The sequence below is a fragment of the Saccharopolyspora galaxeae genome (assembly GCF_016526145.1).
GTDB classification, from domain to species: Bacteria; Actinomycetota; Actinomycetes; order Mycobacteriales; family Pseudonocardiaceae; genus Saccharopolyspora_C; species Saccharopolyspora_C galaxeae.
Genome location: NZ_JADDUE010000013.1, coordinates 58,953 through 76,811, shown reverse-complemented (window position 1 = coordinate 76,811; position 17,859 = coordinate 58,953). Strand labels below are relative to the sequence as shown.

Below are 17,859 nucleotides of genomic sequence, written 5' to 3'. Positions count from 1 at the left end.
CCTTATTGCTGAACCGGCTCTCGATTGATCACGAGTTGCCGCCCGGTAGCCTGGACGTGGGAAGGCTCGCGCCTGGCGCGCTGCCCTTCGGTGGCGCCCCGCTTCGGTGGCGCCCGGTTTCGATGGCGCCCGGGCCCTCCGACGGCGTTCGGCCGCAGCCCGGCTTCCGCGGTCCCGGCGAGTCGTCCGAGCCGCGCGCGGCGCTGCCTACACTGCGGAGCAGTCCCGCACGCCCGAGCCCCGACGGGAGAGCCGACGTGAACGCATTGAGCTGGGGCGAGTTGCTAGCGGGCACCGCCGGGTGCCTGGTGCTGGCCTGGGTCGCGCTCGTCGCCGCGCTCGTCGCCGCGCTCGCGACCTCGAGTCCGAGCCGGGGCGTGCTGCGGGAGGCGGCGCGGTTGCTGCCCGACTCGCTGCGGCTGCTGCGGCGGCTGCTGGCCGACCGGGACGCCCCGCGTGGTGTTCGCTGGCGCGTCGGGCTGGTGCTGGGCTACCTCGCGCTCCCGATCGACCTCGTGCCCGACTTCATCCCGGTGCTCGGCTGGGCCGACGACGTCATCGTCGTCACGCTGGTGCTGCGCTCGCTCGTGCGCCGTGCGGGCGCGCCCGCGGTGCGCAGGCACTGGCCCGGGACCGATGACGGCTTCGCCGCGCTGTGCCGGCTCACCGGGCTGCGGGCGAACTCGGGCGTCACGGCCGCGGAGCGGTGACGCGAGCAACGTCAGCCCGGCAGGTCCTTCAGGGCGGTGTCGAGGATCGCGAGGCTGCGGTCGATCTCGGATTCGGTGGCGGTCAGCGGCGGAGCGATGCGGAACGTCCCGCCCATACCCGGCAGCTGCACGATGTTCATGTGCAAGCCGAGCTCGGCGCAGCGCCGGGTCACCGCGGCACCCATCTCATCGGCGTTCCTGGGCTCATCGGCGTTTCCGGGCGCGTCGGCGTTCCCGGCTGAATCGGGGTCGCCGGTCAGCTCCATCCCGATCAGCAGTCCGCGGCCGCGGACGTCCCCGATCACCTCGTGCCGCTCGCTGAGCTCGGCAAGTCCGCTGCGCAGCCGGTCGCCGAGTTCGCGGGCGCGAAGGTCCAGGCGGTCGCGGGCGAGCACGTCCAGGACCGCGTTCCCGACGGCGGCGGGCAGCGGGTCGTTGACGTGCGTGGTGAAGAACAGGAACCCGCGGTCGTGGGCTCGCTGCTCGATCTCGGCGCTGGTGAGCACCGCCGCCAACGGCAGCCCTGCGCCGAGGGTCTTGGACAGCGTGAGGATGTCCGGGACGACGCCATCGCGCTCGAACGCGTACCAGTCGCCGGTACGGCACAGCCCGGTCTGCGCCTCGTCCAGGATCAGCAACATGCCCCGCTCGTGGCACTTGTCCCGCAGCGCGGCCAGGTAGCCGGGCGGGAGGTCGACGACGCCACCGGAGCTCAGGATCGGCTCGACCAGGCAGGCCGCGAGGCTGCCGACCGACTGCGCATCGATCAGCTCGAAGCCGAGGTCGAGCTGGCGGCGCCAGTCCAGGTTCCCATCGGCGTCGACGATGCCGGGCCGGAAGCTGTCCGGGACGGGCAGCGCGAAGTTGCCGCTGGCGCCGGGCCCGTAGCCGACGCGCCCGGCGCTGTAGGTGGCGCTCGCGGCGGCCTGCGTCATGCCGTGCCAGGAGCGGGCGAACGAGACGACCTCGTGCCCGCCGGTGACGAGCTTGGCCATCCGCAGGGCGGCTTCGTTCGCCTCGGCACCGGTCGTGAGCAGCACCGCCTTGTCCAGCGGCTCCGGCAGCGTCCCCGCCAGCCGCCGGGCCAGCTCGAGGACCGGGCGGCTGAGCATGCCGCTGTAGACGTGGTCCAGGCGGCCCACCTGCTCCCGGACCGTCGCGACGATCTCCGGGTGCGCGTGGCCGAGGATCGCGCTCATCTGCCCCGAGGTGAAGTCGAGCAGCTCGCGCCCGTCCTCGGTGAACACCGAACTGCCCGCGGCGCGATCGATGATTCCGGGGCTGAAGGCGCCGCCGCCCGAGTAGCGGATCAGGTGCCGTTGCACAGCGGTGTCGTCGGACATGGCCCCGACGCTACAAACGGCGCCGTTCGGGCGTCCATCGCCGATCACGATCGTCCCGGATCCCTTACCGTGCGCTCATGGATCCGGGGCCGGACAGCGAAGCCTCCCACGCCAGGCGCAGCGCCCGCGTGGGACTGCAGACCGCCGTGATCGACAACAGCGCGGCGTTCGGTTTCTCCATCACGATCACCTCGTCGTACGGGGCGCTCAACCAGCTGGCACGAGCGCCGACGCTGCTCGACATCGCGGGGTTCGCGCTGTGCGCGGTCGTGGCGTTCGCCGTTCTGCAGGCGTTGACCACCCACGGGTTCCGTCGCCACGCCGGCGCGGCGCCTCGATCGGTGGTCCTGCTGGGGACCGCATTGGACATCGTTTCGGTCGGTCTCGGGCTCGGGGCGGCGATCCTGGCAGCGTCGGTGCTGCCCACCGGTGTGGCGTGGCCGGTGGGTGGGTTCCTGGCCTCGCTGGTCTTCGCGCTCAGCCAGGCGCTCGAGCTCATGCTCGCGGCTCGGCTGGAAAGGCTCCGCGGCGACCCGGAAGCGGAGCGAACGCAGGGCTGAGCGCGGCTCAGCTCTCCGCAGTGCGTCCGCTGAGGTGCCGCATGATGTGCTCGACGCAGGCCGCGACCGGCACCGCGAGGAAGGCGCCCAGCACGCCCAGCAGCGCGGACCCGATGGCGATGGCCACCAGGACCACGAACGCGGGCACGCGAACGATCTTGCCCATCACCACGGGTTGGATCACGTTGCCTTCGATCTGCTGCACGACCAGCACGACCACGAGCACCAGCACGGCGGTGAGCAGTCCGCGCTCGGCCGCCGCGACCAGCACCGCCAGCATTCCCGAGAGCACGGCCCCGAGGTAAGGCAGGAAAGCGCCCAGGTAGACCAGCACGGCCAGCGGCAGCGCCAGCGGAACACCCAGCAGCGCCAGGCCGGCGCCGATGAACACCGCGTCGAACAGCGCGACGACGAGCAGCGCGCGGAAGTAGCGGCCGACGACCTGCCACAACCGCGCCAGCACCCGCCAAACCTCGTCCTGCCGCGCCGCGGGCAGCCAGCCGACCAGCGCAGCCGCGAGCCAACGCCCCTCGGCCAGGTAGAACAGCACCACCACCAGCAGCAGCACGACCGAGGACAACACCGTGGCCACGGTGCCGAGCGCGGCCGGGATCGAGCCGCCGCCGAAGAATTGCGTCGTGAGGCTTCCGACGATGGCCCGCACGTGCACACCCGGGCCGAAGAAGGGCGTGCGGGAGAGCACCCGGTCGAGCTGCTCGGTCGCCTGCCCCAGCGCGGAGGACAGCTGCGGGAGCTGCGCGACGAAGGCGGGCACCACGAGCCAGACGGCTGCCGCGATCACCGCGAGCCCGAGCACGACCGCGATCAGCGCGGCCAGCGGCCGCGGCACGTGCAGCCGGCCGAGCAGGTTCACCAGCGGAGCCAGCGCGGCGGCGACGAACAGCGCCAGCAGCACCGGCACCACCACGACCGCGAGCTGCGAGACGACCAGCCAGGCGATGACGAGCACGCCGACGATGCCCAGCAATGCCCACGCCCTGCGGCCGAGCCGGACCACGGTCGATCGCTCCTCGTGCTGCTCACCGCCGCCCATCACGACGAGCTCACTTCCGCGAGTACGAGCGTGCGGGGCGACGTGGCCGCGTCACCGGCGCACGGCCCCGGTCAGCGGCCACGTCGTTCTGCGACCTGCGGTTGGACCACGGTGACCTCCCTGCTGCCGGGCACGGAGGCGATGGTGCACCAAGGCGCATCAACGTGCTCGGTCGTCGCGAGGCCGGAAGGACTGACGCCGAGGTGGCGCGAACGCTGACTCAGGCCCGGCATCGGCGGGGCCGGAGCAGGCCCGGCGCGAAGCCTCGGCGCGCGGGGCCTGAGCAGTCAGGCCGACTGCCCTTGGAGGCCGTACTGCGCCTCCGCGCTGGAACCGGGGACGCGCATCTCGAATGTCTCGGTGATGACGGTGTAGTCGAAGTAGCCCATGCGGGCGATCGGCTGGATGGTCCGGATGTCCAGCTTGCCGTTGTCGCCGATGACCGAGTCATCGACGTGGATGCGTTCGACGCGGGCGAAGACCACGTCGACGGTGCCGACGTTGCTCTCGCCGGGCAGCCGCTGCGTGGACAGGTACCGGCACTCGAAGTGGCAAGGGCTTTCGGCGACCATCGGCCCGGGCGCCAGGTCCGCCTCGGAGCGGGTGACTCCCGCCCGGTCGAACTCGCTCTCGTGCGGGGACAGCTCCATCGCGCTGATGTTGACGGCATCGCGCAGGTCCCAGGTGGCCATGTTCCAGACGAACCAGCCCGTCTGCTCGGCGTTGCGGACGGTGTCCTTGCGGCGTCCGTCGGGGTACTGGTTGGCCGAGAACATGACCATCGGGGGATCGAAGGTCAGGTTCTGCCACTGGCTGTAGGGCGCGAGGTTCTCGGCGCCGTCGGTGCTGATGCTGGAGAGCCATCCGATGGGCCGGGGAACGGTGCAGCTCTTGAACGGCGAGTAAGGCAGCGGATTCTTCTCGGTCGAGGGGCTGTACTTCACAGGTGCTCCTTGTGCGTCGCCGGCCGGGCGGCCAGGTCACGGGCCGCCGGCAGTGGCCGCGTCCACGGTGCCGCGGCGCGGTCCGAGCGTAGTGCCGCCGTGATCGCCGCTCGTCCCGGCGCAAGCCGATCGCACGCGATGCGCAAGATGGCGAGGAATTTTGTCGAAAAGATTGTGAACAATCGTGTTCATAGTCTAGCTTGCCGGAGAGCCGATGAAGGACCTCGCGCTCGCGACGACTCGATGGAGGAGTGCCATGCCCGTCGACGCCGACGGCCCCGCCGCGCGCTCGCGCCGCCGCGGTTCGCAGACCGCGATCCCGTGCCTGTTCATGCGTGGCGGCACCTCGCGGGGACCGTTCTTCGACGAGCGGGCGCTGCCCGCGGACGTCACGACCCGCGACGCCGTGCTGCTCGCCGCACTCGGATCCCCCGACCAGCGGCAGATCGACGGAATCGGCGGAGCGCACCCGCTGACCAGCAAGCTCGGGATCGTGCGTCCGGGCACGCGGCCCGGGATCGACGTGGAGTGGACGTTCGGGCAGGCGCAGCCCGGCGGCACGACCGTCGACGTGACGGCGAACTGCGGGAACATGCTCGCCGCGGTGCTGCCGTTCGCCATCGAGACCGCCATGGTCGTCCCGAGCGGCGACCGCACCACCGCGCGGGTGCTGACGCGCAACACCGGGATGGTCGCCGAGATCGCGGTCCGCACGCCCGCGGGTCCGGACGGGCAGCGGTACGTCGAATACGCCGGTGCTGCCCGCATCGACGGTGTTCCCGGGGGTGCCGCGCCGATCGAGATCGGGTTCCTCGACACCGCGGGCTCGGTGGCAGGCGCGCTGCTGCCCACCGGGAACGTGCGGGACACCGTCGAGATCCCCGGGCTCGGGCCGGTCGACGTGACGCTGATCGACAACGGTCAGCCGCTGGTGATCGTCGAGGCCGCGCGACTGGGCCGCACCGGCTACGAGCCGCCCGCCGAGATCGACGGCGACGACGACCTCAAGGACGAGGTGGAGGCGCTGCGCCTGGTCTGCGGCGAGGCCATGGGCCTCGGCGACGTCACGGACAAGAACTACCCGAAGATGACCCTGGTGGCGCCGCCCCAGCGCGGCGGCAGCTTGTCCACCCGGAGTCTCATCCCGCGGGTGGCGCACCAGTCCATCGGCGTGCTGGCGGCGGTCACCGCGGCGACCGCCTGCGTGCTCGACGGAAGCGTCGCCCACGACGTCGCCACCGGTCTGGTCGGCACTGAACCGACCGTCTCGGTGGAACATCCCTCGGGCGAGTTCAGCGTGACCCTCGGACTCGACTCCTCCGATCCGCCGCGCGTCGTGCGCTCGGCGCTGCTGCGCACCGCGCGCCTGCTGATGTCCGGCGACGTCCTCGTCCCGGCATCCCGCTGGACACCCCGCACGAAGGAGCAGTTCGCTTGATCATCGACGTGCACGGTCACTACACCACCGCCCCTGCGCCGCTCGGTCGCTGGCGCGAGGCCCAGGTCGCCGGGCTGACCGACCCGTCGCAGCGGCCCGATTCCGCAGGGCCGATCATCAGCGACGACGAGATCCGCGAGTCGGTCGAGCCGCATCAGCTGCGTCAGATGGACGAGCGCGGCATCGACGTGACCGTGTTCTCGCCGCGCGCCTCGTTCATGGCCCACCACATCGGTGATTTCGAGACTTCCTCGGCATGGGCGCGGATCTGCAACGACCTGTGCCACCGCGTCGCGGAGCTCTACCCCGAGCGCTTCGCGTTCGCCGCGATGCTTCCCCAATCGCCCGGGTCGGACCCGGCGACCGTCGTGCCCGAGCTGGAACGTGCGGTGCGGGAGCTGGGCGCGGTCGCGGTGAACGTCAACCCCGATCCCTCCGGCGGGCACTGGACTTCGCCGCCGTTGACCGACCGGCACTGGTACCCGGTGTGGGACAAGCTCGCCGAGTTGGACGTGCCGGCCATGGTGCACGTGTCCACCAGTTGCAATCCGGCCTTCCACACCACCGGCGCGCACTACCTCAACGCGGACACCACGGCGTTCATGCAGCTGTTGCAGGGCGACCTGTTCACCGATTTTCCCGGGCTGCGGTTGGTGATCCCGCACGGGGGAGGCGGGGTTCCCTACCACTGGGGTCGATTCCGCGGTCTGGCACAGGCCTTGGACAAGCCGGAGCCCGAGGAAGCCTTGCTGGGCAACGTCTTCTTCGACACCTGCGTGTACCACCAACCCGGCATCGATCTCCTGCTCGACGTGATCCCGCACGAGTCCGTCCTGTTCGCCTCGGAGATGGTCGGCGCCGTCCGCGGCATCGACCCCCGCACCGGGCAGCACTTCGACGACACCCGCCGCTACGTCGAAAACGCCGGGCTCACCGAGGAATCCCTTGAAGCGGTCGAAGAGCGCAACGCCCGACGCGTCTACCCGCGGCTGGATGCGCGGTTGACCGCCCAGGGCCGGTTGACGACACAGGGCCGCTGAACCACTCACCACGAAGGAGTCCGCACCGTGCACGAACTCGGAGTCGTTCACCGCACCATCGAGCGCGCCGATCGCGAGGCCGTCGAGGCCCTGTCGAGGTTCGGCGTGGCCACGGTGCACGAGGCCATGGGCCGAATCGGCTTGATGCGGCCGTACATCCGCCCCGTCTACCAGGGCGCGAAGCTCTGCGGCACGGCCGTCACCGTGCTGTTGCAACCGGGCGACAACTGGATGCTGCACGTCGCCGCCGAGCAGGTCCAGGACGGTGACGTGCTCGTGGCCGGCTGCACCACCGAGTGCGAGGACGGTTTCTTCGGCGAGCTGCTGGCCACCTCGCTGCGTGCCCGCGGTGCCGGTGGGCTGGTCATCGACGGCGGTTGCCGGGACACCGACGAGCTGCGCGAGATGGACTTCCCGGTGTTCTCCCGCGCCATCAACGCGAAGGGCACCGTGAAGGCCACTCTCGGCTCGGTCAACGTGCCCGTCGTGGTGGCCAACGCGCTGGTCAACCCGGGCGACGTGATCGTCGCCGACACCGACGGCGTCGTCGTGGTGCCCGTGGCCGAGGCGGCCGACGTCGCCAAGGCCGCGGCCGGGCGCGAGGACAGCGAGGCGGGCAAGCGCACCCGCTTCCAGGACGGCGTGCTCGGCCTGGACCTCTACGGCATGCGTCCCAAGCTGGCCGATCTGGGACTGACCTACCGCGACTGACGACCGATCGTCGCCTCGAATGCAACGACGCATGTCGTCCGCCCGGGCGGCAGGAGGAGATCGATGAGCACCGCGCCCGAAGTCACTCCCGGATGGCTGCCCTGGGCCTCGAAACCCAGCAGCCCCACGTTCGTCCCGCCCGCCGGGGCCGTCGACGCGCATTGCCACGTTTTCGGCCCCGCCGCGCGGTTTCCGTTCGCCCCGGAGCGCAAGTACACGCCGGTGGACGGCACCAAGGAGCAGCTGTTCGGACTGCGCGATCACCTCGGCTTGGCGCGCAACGTCATCGTGCAGGCGACCTGCCACGGCAAGGACAACAGCGCCCTGCTCGACGCGCTGCGCGCCTCCGGCGGCTCCGCCCGCGGAGTGGCCACAGTGGACGCCGATGTGCCGCGGGAAGAGCTCGAGCGGCTGCATTCGGCGGGTGTGCGCGGTGTTCGCTTCAACTTCGTCAAGCGGCTGGTCGAGACCGTGCCGATGCGGGCGCTGGAGACCATCGCCGCGAAGATCGCCCCGCTGGGCTGGCACGCGGTCGTCTACTTCGAAGCCCCGGACCTGCCCGGGCTGGCGGAGTTCTTCCTGTCCCTGCCGGTCCCGCTGGTGGTGGACCACATGGGACGCCCCGACGTCGCGAAAGACCGCGACGGCCCGGAATTCGCCGAGTTCCTCGACTTCGTGGCGCGCAGCGGGGCGTGGGTGAAGGTTTCCTGCCCCGAACGCCTGTCCAAGACCGGCCCGCCCGCCCTCGGCGGCGAGCAGCACGCCTACGCAGACGTCGTCCCGTTCGCGCGCCGCGTCGTCGAGGCGTTCCCCGACCGGGTCCTGTGGGGCACCGACTGGCCGCACCCGAACTTGACCGACCACATGCCCGACGACGGTCTGCTGCTGGACCACGTCCCCCGGATCGCGGTCACCGCCCAGCAGCGGCAGGCGCTGCTCGTGGACAACCCGATGCGGCTGTACTGGCCGGACGAGCCCGCCTGAACCACCGGAGCGAACACCGGGCGACGAAGCCCGCTCTTGCCATGAGGAGACCGCAGTGCAGCAGTCCGCTGATCGGGACGGGCCCGACCGGGTCGCGAACTCGGCCAACCGGCTGGACCGGTTACCGATCTCGAGGTTCCACAAGCGCACGATCGCCGCGCTGGCCTTCGCCTACTTCTTCGAGTTCGCCGACATCAACACCTTCGCCATCACCGCGCCCAAAGTGCGCCAGCAATGGGGCGCCGACGTCGAGCACATCGCCTACGTGACGTCGCTGTCGTTCGTCGGCATGTTCCTCGGCTCGGTGGTGGCCGGTGGGCTCGCCGACCGGCTCGGTCGAAAGCGGGCCCTGACGCTGACTACGACGTGGTTCTCGGTGTGGTCGTTGGCGACGGTGTTCGCCTGGGACATCGCGTCGATGGGCCTGTTCCGGATCCTGACCAGCGCCGGGCTCTCGGCGATGACCGTGGTCGCGGTCGTCTACCTCAACGAACTCTTCCCGCGGGCCCAGCGCGGGAAGTTCCAGGCGTACGTGATCATGATCGGGATCTGCGGGACCCCGGTCACGAACCTCATCGCCTCGGCGGTGGTCCCGCTCGGCGAGCAAACCTGGCGCCTGGTCTACCTGTGGGGCGCTGCGGGCGTGCTGTTCCTGCTGTTCCTGCGCAACCTGGTCGAATCCCCGCAGTGGCTGGAATCCCGCGGCCGCCACAACGACGCGGAGGCGGTGCTGCGAGGACTGGAGGCCAAGGCGGCGGCGGAGCACGGAGAACTGCCCGCGGCCGTCGGGCCGGTCGGCGAGGCTCGCGCCGCCAAGCCCGGATCGGCCGTGCTCAGAGACCGGAAGTTCCTCTCGCGGACCGCGCTGCTTTCGGTGCTGTGGATCACCCAGACGATCGGGTTCTTCGGCTTCTCCTCGTGGGCTCCGACACTGCTGGCCGCCGAAGGCGTCAGCGTGGAGGACTCCGTCTTCTTCGTCGCGCTGACCACCGTCGGCGCACCGCTGGGGTCCTTGCTGGCCGCGCAGGTCACCGACCGGTTCGAGCGCAAGTGGTGCCTGGTCGTGTTCGGAACGGTCATCGCAGGTTCCGGCCTGTTGTACGGGCTGACCTTCGTCCCGGTGCTGGTCGTCGTCTTCGGCTTCGCGGTCAACCTGTTCGAACGCGGCTACACGTCCCTGGCCTACGCCTACTCGCCCGAGCTCTACGACACCGAAGGCCGCTCGCTGGGCACCTCGATCTCCTACGGCCTGGGGCGGCTGTCGAACGCGGTCGGGCCGTTGATCATCGCCGCGCTCTACAGCGGATACGGGTACCGGACGGTCTTCGGCTTCATCGCAGGTACCTGGATCGTCGGCGCGCTCGCGCTGGCGCTGTTCGGTCCGGCCACCCGCAAGATCCGGCTGCAGGCCACGTCGCCGGAGCACGAGCGCGCCACCGATCGCTGATCCGAGGAGGACCTCATGCCCGCCATCGCCGTCCCGGAGAACCTCAGCACCCTCAAGCGGATGGTCGCCGACACGCCCACGCGTCCTCCGCTCGGCGACGTCGCCCATCTCGGCCACGCCCAGCTTTTCACGCCATGCCCCGCGGAAACGGTCGCGTTCTGCACCGACTTCCTCGGTCTGACGGTCACCGGCCAGGACGGCGCCCACACCTACCTTCGGACCTGGGACGACTACGAGCACCACAGCCTGGTCGTCACGCGCCGGGAGCGGTCCGGCATCGGCCGCACGGCGTTGCGCTGCTCCTCCGCCGAGGCGCTGCAACGCCGCAAGGCCGCCGTGGAAGCAACCGGTGCCTCCGGCGAATGGGTCCGGGACGAGCCCGGCATTGGTCCACTGTGGATCACCACGGACCCGGACGGCCACGAAATCGCGCTCTACCACGAAACGTCCTGGTACGAAGCGCCGCCCGAACTCGCCCCGGAGCTGAAGAACCAGCCGCAGGCCAAACCCGGCCGCGGTGTCGGCGTCCGGCGCCTGGACCACGTCAACTACCTCGCGGCGAACGTCGAGCAGGCCAGCGACTTCCTCATCGACGCGCTCGGCGCGCGACCCACCGAGCAGATCCGGCTGGACGACGGCAAGATCGCGGCCCGCTGGCAGACCTTCACCCAGAAGTCCTACGACCTCGTGCACACCGAGGATCGGACCGGTTCCGCGGGGCGGCTGCACCACATCGCGTTCGCCACCGACACCCGCGAGGACATCCTGCGCGCCGCCGACCTGGCCGTCGACACCGGTGTGTTCGTCGAGACCGGACCGCACAAGCACGCCATCCAGCAGACGTTCTTCCTCTACGTCTACGAGCCGGGCGGCAACCGCATCGAGCTGTGCAACCCGCTGACCCGCCTGGTGCTGGCCCCCGACTGGCCGCTGATCACCTGGACCGCGAAGGAGCGCGAGAAGGGGCAGGCATGGGGCTTGCAGACCATCGAGTCCTTCCACACCCACGGCACCCCGCCGATCGACTAGCCCGCCGATCGATTAGCGCCGATCGATTAGGGACCCCCGAACCGCAAGCGGCCGGTGCCGCTCATGAACAGCCCCCAGCGAGGAACTCCATGACTCGAGACCCGTCGGACTCAACGGCGTCCGCACCACCCAGCGCCGCCCGGCGGCGCATGATCGTCGTCGCCGTTTGCTGGGCCTTGGTCCTGCTCGACGGCATCGACACCTTCGTCTACGGCGCGACGTTGCCCGAGATGATCGGCGACGGCCATCTCGGTCTCACCGACGCCACCGCGGGCGACATCGGCAGCTACACCACGTTCGGGATGCTCGTCGGCACGATCCTTTCCGGCACGGTCACCCGCTGGGTGGGGCGCCGCCCGGCGGTGTTCGCCTCGGTGATCGTGTTCACCGTGGCCACCCTCGGCTCCGGGCTGGCCACGAGCGCGGGCGTGTTCGGACTTTTCCGGCTGCTGTGCGGATTCGGGCTCGGTGCGCTGCTGCCGATCGCGATCGCCTACGGCATGGAATTCACCACCGGCGGCCGCAAAGCCCTGGCCACCGGCATCATCATGACCGCGCACCAGACGGGCGGTGCGATCGCTCCGCTCATCGCACTGGCGCTGGTCGACACCGCCGGGTGGCGGTGGGTGTTCATCGCGGGCGCGGTACCCGCGGTGGTCCTGCTGCCCGGCGCGATCAAGCTGCTGCCGGAATCCCCGGCCATCTTGGCGGCTCGTGGCCGACCGGACGCCGCCGCGGCCGTCGAGGCGAGCTACGCCCTTGCGTCCGCGGCACCCGCGTCCGCGCGCCCGGACCGGTTGGAGAGCCTGAAGGCGCTCTTCCGCGACCGGCAGTGGTCGACGACGTCGCTGTTCTGGCTCACTTCGTTCGCCGGCTTGATGTTGGTTTACGGGGTCGGGCAGTGGCTTCCGAAGATCATGGGCGATCTCGGCTACGAGACCGGCGACTCCTTGCTGTTCTCCACCGCGCTCAACGGCGGGGGCATCGTCGGCATGTTCGTTGCGGGCCGCCTCGCCGACGCCGTCGGGCCGCGCCGGATCGTCGTCATCTGGTTCGCGCTGACCGCGGTCTTCGTTTACCTGCTGGGGGCGCACCTTCCGGTCGCGGTGCTCTACGTCGTGGTGTTCTTCGCCGGACTGCTGCTGTTCAGCGGGCAGACCATGGTCTACGCGACCGTCGGTGCCCATCACGGCGCGAGCGACCGCGACACCGCCCTGGGGTGGGTCGCCGGCGTGGGCCGGTTCGGCGCGGTTTTCGGGCCTTGGCTCGGTGGGACGCTGCTCGCCGCGGGCCACGCCGACTACGGCTTCGCCGCGTTCGCGGTGACGGGTCTGTTCGCGGCGGTGACGATGGCGCTGGCGACCGCCACGATCAGGTTGCGCCGTGGTTGAACCCGATGCCGGGCTTGAACCCGATTCGGATGTCGATATGTCGCGGGAGGTAGTTGTGCGCGTTGCGGTTCTCGGGATGGGGGAGGCAGGACGGTGCTACGCCGCCGACCTGCTCGCGGCCGGACATGCGGTGGTGGCCTTCGACCCGGCGGACGTGCCGTTCCCGGACGGCGTCGAGCGCGCCGAGTCCCCGGCGCGCGCCGCGTCCGGTGCCGGGCTGGTGATCTCGTTGACCGGCGCCCGGTTCGCCGAAGACGCCGCCGGTCAGGTCGCCGAATCCGGCGCAGGTGCGTGCTTCGCCGATTTCAACAGCGCGGACGTGGCGACCAAGCGCGCCGTCGAGGCCGCACTGCCCGGCACTCCGGTCGCCGATGTGGCGGTGCTGGCGCCGGTCCCGCGCGCCGGTGCCCGCACGCCGCTAGTGGTCTCGGGCCCCGGTGCGGGGACGGTGGCCGAGGTGTTCGGACCCGCGGGTGCCGCGGTGGAGGTGCTCGACGCGGAAGTCGGTGCCGCGGCCGGGCGGAAGCTGCTGCGGAGCGTGTTCATGAAGGGCCTGGCCGCCACCGTGCTCGAGTCGGTCTCGGCCGCCGAGCGCGCGGGATGCGCGCAGTGGGCACGCGAGCAGATCGCGGCCGAGCTGGGCAGCGCCGAACTCGTGGACCGGCTCATCGACGGGAGCAGCCGGCACGCCGCTCGCCGGGTGCACGAGATGCGCGACTGCCGCTCGTACCTCGACGAGCTCGGCGCCGCCACCGATGTCTGCGACGCGACCATCACTTGGCTGCGGCGGCTGACCGGTGACGCGCCCACCGCCTGAACGCCGCTGTTCGCGGTCCGCCCGGTGAGGACGGGCGCACCGGTCGTCCACCCGCCCGTTAGCATTGATGGACAAAATTGTTAGCAAAAATCGGTACGGGGTAGGGCAGTGACGACAGCGAAGCGCGACGCCGAGCAGCCGGCCGCACAGCCGCCGGTGGCCGACGTGATCCGCGAGGCCATCACCAGGGGTGACTTCGCGCCCAACCAGCGCTTGGTGGAGGCTGAACTCTCCGAGCAGTTCGACGCCAGCCGAGCGGCGGTGCGCAACGCGCTGGTGCAGCTGACCACCGAAGGGCTGGTCGAGCGCATCCAGAACCGCGGCGCCCGGGTGCGCGCGGTCTCGCTGGAGGAGGCCATCGAGATCACCGAGGTCCGCATGGCGGTCGAGGGCCTGTGCGCGGCGCGGGCCGCGGAACGCGCCACCGACGAGGACCGGTCGGAGCTGCGCGAGATCGGCGAGCAGATGCGGACCGCCGTCTCCGGCGGCGACGTGTGGGGCTACTCCGAGCTGAACAAGCGGCTGCACTCGCTGGTGCTGCGGGTCAGCGGGCAGCAGACCGCGCACGAGGTGCTCAGCAGGCTGCGCGGCCAGAACGTGCGCCACCAGTTCCGGTTGGCCATGCACCCGGGGCGCCCCTCCGTGTCGCTGCCCCAGCACGTGGCCATCATCGAGGCGATCTGCGCGACCGACCCGGCGGCAGCCGAGCAGGCGATGCGCGAGCACCTGCGTAGCGTCATCGACGCCCTTCCCGAGGTGCACCGGACGCGCACCACCGCGCTCTGAGCGAACCACCGCGAAAACGCGTTGCGCGTGGTGTGTTCGGCCGTCGAGGTCGCTTGCGATCGTGGTCATGAATGCGGTCGGTCGCCGGGCTCGGTAGTTAGGGTGGGCTGGTGGCTATTCGTGTTCCCCTTCAGGTCCGCAGCTACGAGCTGGACGCCCTCGGTCACGTCAACCACGCCGTGTACCACCAGTACGGCGAGGTGGCGCGAGTAGCCGGGTTCCGGGCGGCCGGTTGCGACTGGGACGGGCTGATCGAGAAGAACCTGGCCCCGGTGCTGCTGAGCACCACGGTGCACTTCCGGCAGGAGTTGCGGGTCGATGAGCGGTTCGAGGTGTCCTGCGAGGTGAGTTTCGGGGAGGGGAAGTCGTTCCACCTCGACTCGGTGGTCACCAAGGACAGTGGTGCGGTGTCGGCCGAGATCGGATGCGTTCTCGGTCTGATGGATCTGGACGCCCGGAAGCTCGTCGCGGACCCGAAGGCGGCGTTGGAGGCCGTCGGCTTCGACGCATCCGTGCTTTCGAAATAGTTGCGGAATAGAGCCAGTGGCAAAGACGAATTACGCACCCGGCATAGGAAAATCGTGTTCAGCGCTGGGTGGCATTGCCGCCGGGATTGTTGAACGTCGCGGCGCGTGGTGACCCCATTGGAGCAGCGCTCGCGCACGCACCGGAGCGGACGCGGCAACGACGTCCAACGTCAGAACGAGCGTCAGCGCCGTTTTCCGCGAGTATCCTGAGACCTATGGGTTTCGGAGTCCGCATCGGGCCACGACTCTTTCGCGTCCGAGTGAGCACGCGGGGGCTGGGGATCAGCAGTGGCGTCGGCCCATTCTCGGTCCATGCGAACTCCGGCTCAGGACCACGTGCTCGCCGTACGACGACGAGGCGCACGCCGAGCAGCAAAGCTCCCGCGGTTGACCGCGGCCCGGTCCACCTGCCCGGCGACACCACGACCACCGACCTGATCGGTGCCGGCGCTGAGCAACTGGTGCCCACCGGGGCCGACGAACTCGCAGCCCAGCTCAACCGCGCGCAGCGCTGGATCACCGGGTGGGGTTGGGCGACCGTCGTCTGCGCGTTCGTTTCCTTCGCCGTGCCGCTGTTTTTCATCCCGGCGGTGGCGGCGCTGGTCGTTGCTCTGGTCGGCTTCGCGCGGCGCCGCGTCGTGCTGCACTACGAGGTCGATTCGGACCTGACCAAGTGGTTCAACGACCTCGTCACCGGGTGGCCCGCGTTCGCCCGGACCGATGGCAAATGGCGGGTGCAGACGAGCACGCACCTCAACCGGACGCACGACCGGAAGACGAACGCCGGCGCCGGTGATCTCGTGTCGCGGCACGACCTGTCGTTTCCGACGAGGTTGCCGCTCGCGCTGAACGCGAACGTCGAAGTCCCCACGGTGCAGGCAAAGCGGCACAGCCTGCTGTTCCTGCCCGACAGGTTGCTGGTGAAGTCCGGTGGTCGCTGGAGCGACGTGGACTACAACCACCTCGATGTGACCGTGCGCCGGATCAGGTTCGTCGAAGAAGGCTCGATACCTCGCGATGGAGTGCGGCTCGGCGAAACGTGGCAGTACGCCAACGTGAAGGGCGGGCCGGACCGCCGCTTCAAGAACAACCGCCGCCTGCCGGTGATGAGCTATTCCGAAGTCACGCTGTCCTCATCCGGAGGGCTCGGCTGGTCCTTGCAACTGTCGCGGCACGAGGCCGCGACGTGGTGGCAGCGGACTCTCCGCGCCCGTCCGCGAACGCCGTTGCTGACGAGCGCGCGGCTGGCGGACGCTGCGGTCTCTTCGGCTCTACCGGCACCTACGGCCGCAACGACGAACGCGGCCGAACCGGGGCCTCCAACGATCACCGCGCCACCCGCACCGGTCCGCCGACCGAAGTCCGGCGCCGGGAACGAGCACGTACCGCCAGACCCGGCGGGTCGGCCGCTCGAACCGTGGGGGCGTCCCTGGAGCACGATCGAGGTCGCGGGCGAGTCCTTTCACGAGAAGGCCATCGCGGCGCTGTTCGCCGGGGCGCCGGAGTACAAGGAGCCCGGCGGCTCCGAGTCGCGGGAAAAGGCAGTGCTGGTGCCCGACCCCGGCAATCCGCACGGTGCGGGGCATGCGGTGGCTGTCTTCGTGCGCGGGCACCACGTTGGCTACCTCCCGCACGAGAAGTCCGCTGGGTATTTCCCGCAGGTCTCGGTCAGCACCGCTCGAGGTTGCGCTGTGACGGTCGATGCGCGCGTGTGGGCCGCCGAGAACTACAACGGGAGCGGATTCCGGGCCCGCGTCACGCTTTTCGTCGCGGAAGCCGAGGACTTCGGCTACCCGGCGTCGATGCCCGGTGACGCCAACGCCGTGCTGCTGCCGTTCGGCAATGCGTTTCAGGTGACGGGCGAGGAAGAGCACGTCGACTTCCTGCTGCCGTATGCCGGGCAGGACGTCGCGGTGACCCTCCACGGCATCACGGTCGAGAAGGCGGGCAAGCCGCTGGACTTGGTGCAGGTCCGACTCGATGGGGAGCCGGTCGGGCGGTTCACCCCGGCGACCAGTGCCAAGGTCGGGCCGCTGGTGAGCAGCGTCGAGCGTGTCGGCGGGTTGCCGGTGGCGCGCGCGGCCGTCGTCGGCGAACCCACGAAGGCCGATGTCACGGTGTACGTAGCGCGCGCCCGAGACGTGCCGCAGGACTGGTTCGACAGCCTGCGGCCGCTCGCCTGAACCCGTTGGGCGAACGCTGCTGATCGCCGCGGCAGGTTTCGGCGTTCGCATTTCTCAGCCGTTGTCGTTGGCGGCGACGGAGTGTTCGGGCGCCACGACGTAGTGCTAAGGCAGGCTCAGCTTGGCCGTGCGGCCGCTGTCTAGCGTGTGGATCTGGTCGGCGATGAAACCGGCCTCGTCGGCGGCGAGGAAAGACACGAGTGCGGCCAGGCTCCGCCGAAACCGCCCGCTGACGCTCATGGCGGCGTAGCGCCAGGCGGGCTACGACGGCGATTCGAGCAGGGCGAGGGCCGTGGCGCGGAAGCAGCGGGCGGGCGGTGTGCCATAGTGCGCCGGTGCGTGATGTCCTGTTGGATTCCCCGGTCGTGGCGAGCGTGAAGGACGAGGCCGGGGCGCGCTCGGTCATCGACTCGGAACCAGGCGTGGTCTTCCTGCTCTGCGGCTCGATCTTGACGCTGCCGGACCTGGTCGACCGGCTGCGCGCGGCCGGGAAGGTCGTGCTGGTGAACGTGGACATGGTCGAGGGGCTGGAAAGCCGCGACGTCGCCGTGGAGTTCGTGGGCGAACGCACCCGGGCGGACGGGGTGCTCAGCAGCAAGGCGTCGATCGTCAAGGCGGCCCGGAAGCGCGGATTGCTTGCGGTGCACCGGTTCTTCCTCGTCGACTCGTTCTCGTACCACAACCTCGGCAAGCAGTTGGCGATCTCGCGGCCGGACTACATCGAAATCCTGCCCGGGTGCGTGCCGCGGGTGATCGAGTGGCTGCGCAACGACACCGACGTGCCGATCATCGCGGGCGGGCTGGTCTGCGACAAGAACGACGTGCTGGCCGCGCTGAGCGCGGGCGCGACCGCCATCGCCTCGTCCAATGTGGACGTTTGGTCGATGTAGGCGGG

Annotated in this window: 17 protein-coding genes; 14 read left to right on the top strand and 3 right to left on the bottom strand. The window is 70.2% G+C overall.

Features of this window, described 5'->3' with window-relative positions; all coding sequences use genetic code 11:
* Positions 1–266: 266 nt before the first annotated feature.
* The gene (locus tag INP57_RS25315; protein WP_233628274.1) at positions 267–710 is read left to right on the top strand and encodes a YkvA family protein; all 444 of its coding nucleotides are present in this window, start codon (positions 267–269) and stop codon (positions 708–710) included.
* Between the two features lie 11 nt (positions 711–721).
* Here the strand turns inward: INP57_RS25315 and INP57_RS25310 are convergent, their stop codons facing one another.
* Entirely contained in the window at positions 722–2,053 is a 1,332-nt protein-coding gene (locus tag INP57_RS25310) for an aspartate aminotransferase family protein (RefSeq protein ID WP_200072850.1), read from the bottom strand.
* A 77-nt stretch (positions 2,054–2,130) separates the two neighbouring features.
* Here INP57_RS25310 and INP57_RS25305 point away from each other — a divergent pair, with 77 nt between their 5' ends.
* Positions 2,131–2,613 carry a hypothetical protein gene (locus tag INP57_RS25305; protein WP_200072849.1) on the top strand — a complete coding sequence of 161 codons (483 nt, stop codon included), beginning with the start codon at positions 2,131–2,133 and terminating at the stop codon, positions 2,611–2,613.
* Between the two features lie 7 nt (positions 2,614–2,620).
* On the opposite strand, the gene INP57_RS25300 is transcribed toward INP57_RS25305, so the two are convergent.
* Positions 2,621–3,667, bottom strand: coding sequence for an AI-2E family transporter (locus INP57_RS25300; RefSeq protein ID WP_200072848.1), 1,047 nt, complete (start codon positions 3,665–3,667; stop codon positions 2,621–2,623).
* A gap of 287 nt (positions 3,668–3,954) precedes the next feature.
* The gene (locus INP57_RS25295; protein ID WP_200072847.1) at positions 3,955–4,611 is read right to left on the bottom strand and encodes a flavin reductase family protein; all 657 of its coding nucleotides are present in this window, start codon (positions 4,609–4,611) and stop codon (positions 3,955–3,957) included.
* 256 nt (positions 4,612–4,867) lie between these two features.
* On the opposite strand from INP57_RS25295, the gene INP57_RS25290 reads away from it, so the two are divergent.
* The 12 genes from INP57_RS25290 to INP57_RS25235 all read left to right on the top strand — a co-directional run bounded on the left by INP57_RS25290 (position 4,868) and on the right by INP57_RS25235 (position 17,854).
* The gene (locus INP57_RS25290; RefSeq protein ID WP_200072846.1) at positions 4,868–6,049 is read left to right on the top strand and encodes a 4-oxalomesaconate tautomerase; all 1,182 of its coding nucleotides are present in this window, start codon (positions 4,868–4,870) and stop codon (positions 6,047–6,049) included.
* A complete protein-coding gene (locus INP57_RS25285; RefSeq protein WP_200072845.1) occupies positions 6,046–7,089 on the top strand; it encodes an amidohydrolase family protein in 1,044 nt (347 codons plus the stop codon). Before INP57_RS25290 ends, INP57_RS25285 begins: the two co-directional genes overlap by 4 nt.
* A gap of 27 nt (positions 7,090–7,116) precedes the next feature.
* Positions 7,117–7,800 carry a 4-carboxy-4-hydroxy-2-oxoadipate aldolase/oxaloacetate decarboxylase gene (gene ligK / locus INP57_RS25280; RefSeq protein WP_200072844.1) on the top strand — a complete coding sequence of 228 codons (684 nt, stop codon included), beginning with the start codon at positions 7,117–7,119 and terminating at the stop codon, positions 7,798–7,800.
* A 63-nt stretch (positions 7,801–7,863) separates the two neighbouring features.
* Positions 7,864–8,784, top strand: a complete 921-nt coding sequence (locus INP57_RS25275) for an amidohydrolase family protein (protein WP_200072843.1) — start codon at positions 7,864–7,866, stop codon at positions 8,782–8,784.
* 55 nt (positions 8,785–8,839) lie between these two features.
* Positions 8,840–10,231, top strand: coding sequence for an MFS transporter (locus tag INP57_RS25270; protein WP_200072842.1), 1,392 nt, complete (start codon positions 8,840–8,842; stop codon positions 10,229–10,231).
* Positions 10,232–10,246: 15 nt separating this feature from the next.
* Positions 10,247–11,260, top strand: coding sequence for a VOC family protein (locus INP57_RS25265; RefSeq protein ID WP_233628257.1), 1,014 nt, complete (start codon positions 10,247–10,249; stop codon positions 11,258–11,260).
* 89 nt (positions 11,261–11,349) lie between these two features.
* On the top strand, positions 11,350–12,651 hold the full coding sequence (locus INP57_RS25260) for an MFS transporter (RefSeq protein WP_200072841.1): 1,302 nt from the start codon (positions 11,350–11,352) through the stop codon (positions 12,649–12,651).
* A gap of 76 nt (positions 12,652–12,727) precedes the next feature.
* Positions 12,728–13,468, top strand: a complete 741-nt coding sequence (locus INP57_RS25255; protein ID WP_200072840.1) for an NAD(P)-dependent oxidoreductase — start codon at positions 12,728–12,730, stop codon at positions 13,466–13,468.
* A gap of 108 nt (positions 13,469–13,576) precedes the next feature.
* Positions 13,577–14,254, top strand: a complete 678-nt coding sequence (locus INP57_RS25250; protein ID WP_200072839.1) for a GntR family transcriptional regulator — start codon at positions 13,577–13,579, stop codon at positions 14,252–14,254.
* Positions 14,255–14,364: 110 nt separating this feature from the next.
* Positions 14,365–14,781, top strand: coding sequence for an acyl-CoA thioesterase (locus INP57_RS25245; protein ID WP_200072838.1), 417 nt, complete (start codon positions 14,365–14,367; stop codon positions 14,779–14,781).
* Positions 14,782–15,242: 461 nt separating this feature from the next.
* Positions 15,243–16,964 (top strand): hypothetical protein, encoded by a 1,722-nt coding sequence (locus INP57_RS25240; protein ID WP_200072837.1) that lies wholly within the window; start codon positions 15,243–15,245, stop codon positions 16,962–16,964.
* A gap of 335 nt (positions 16,965–17,299) precedes the next feature.
* On the top strand, positions 17,300–17,854 hold the full coding sequence (locus INP57_RS25235) for a glycerol-3-phosphate responsive antiterminator (RefSeq protein ID WP_295149007.1): 555 nt from the start codon (positions 17,300–17,302) through the stop codon (positions 17,852–17,854).
* Positions 17,855–17,859: the final 5 nt, after the last annotated feature.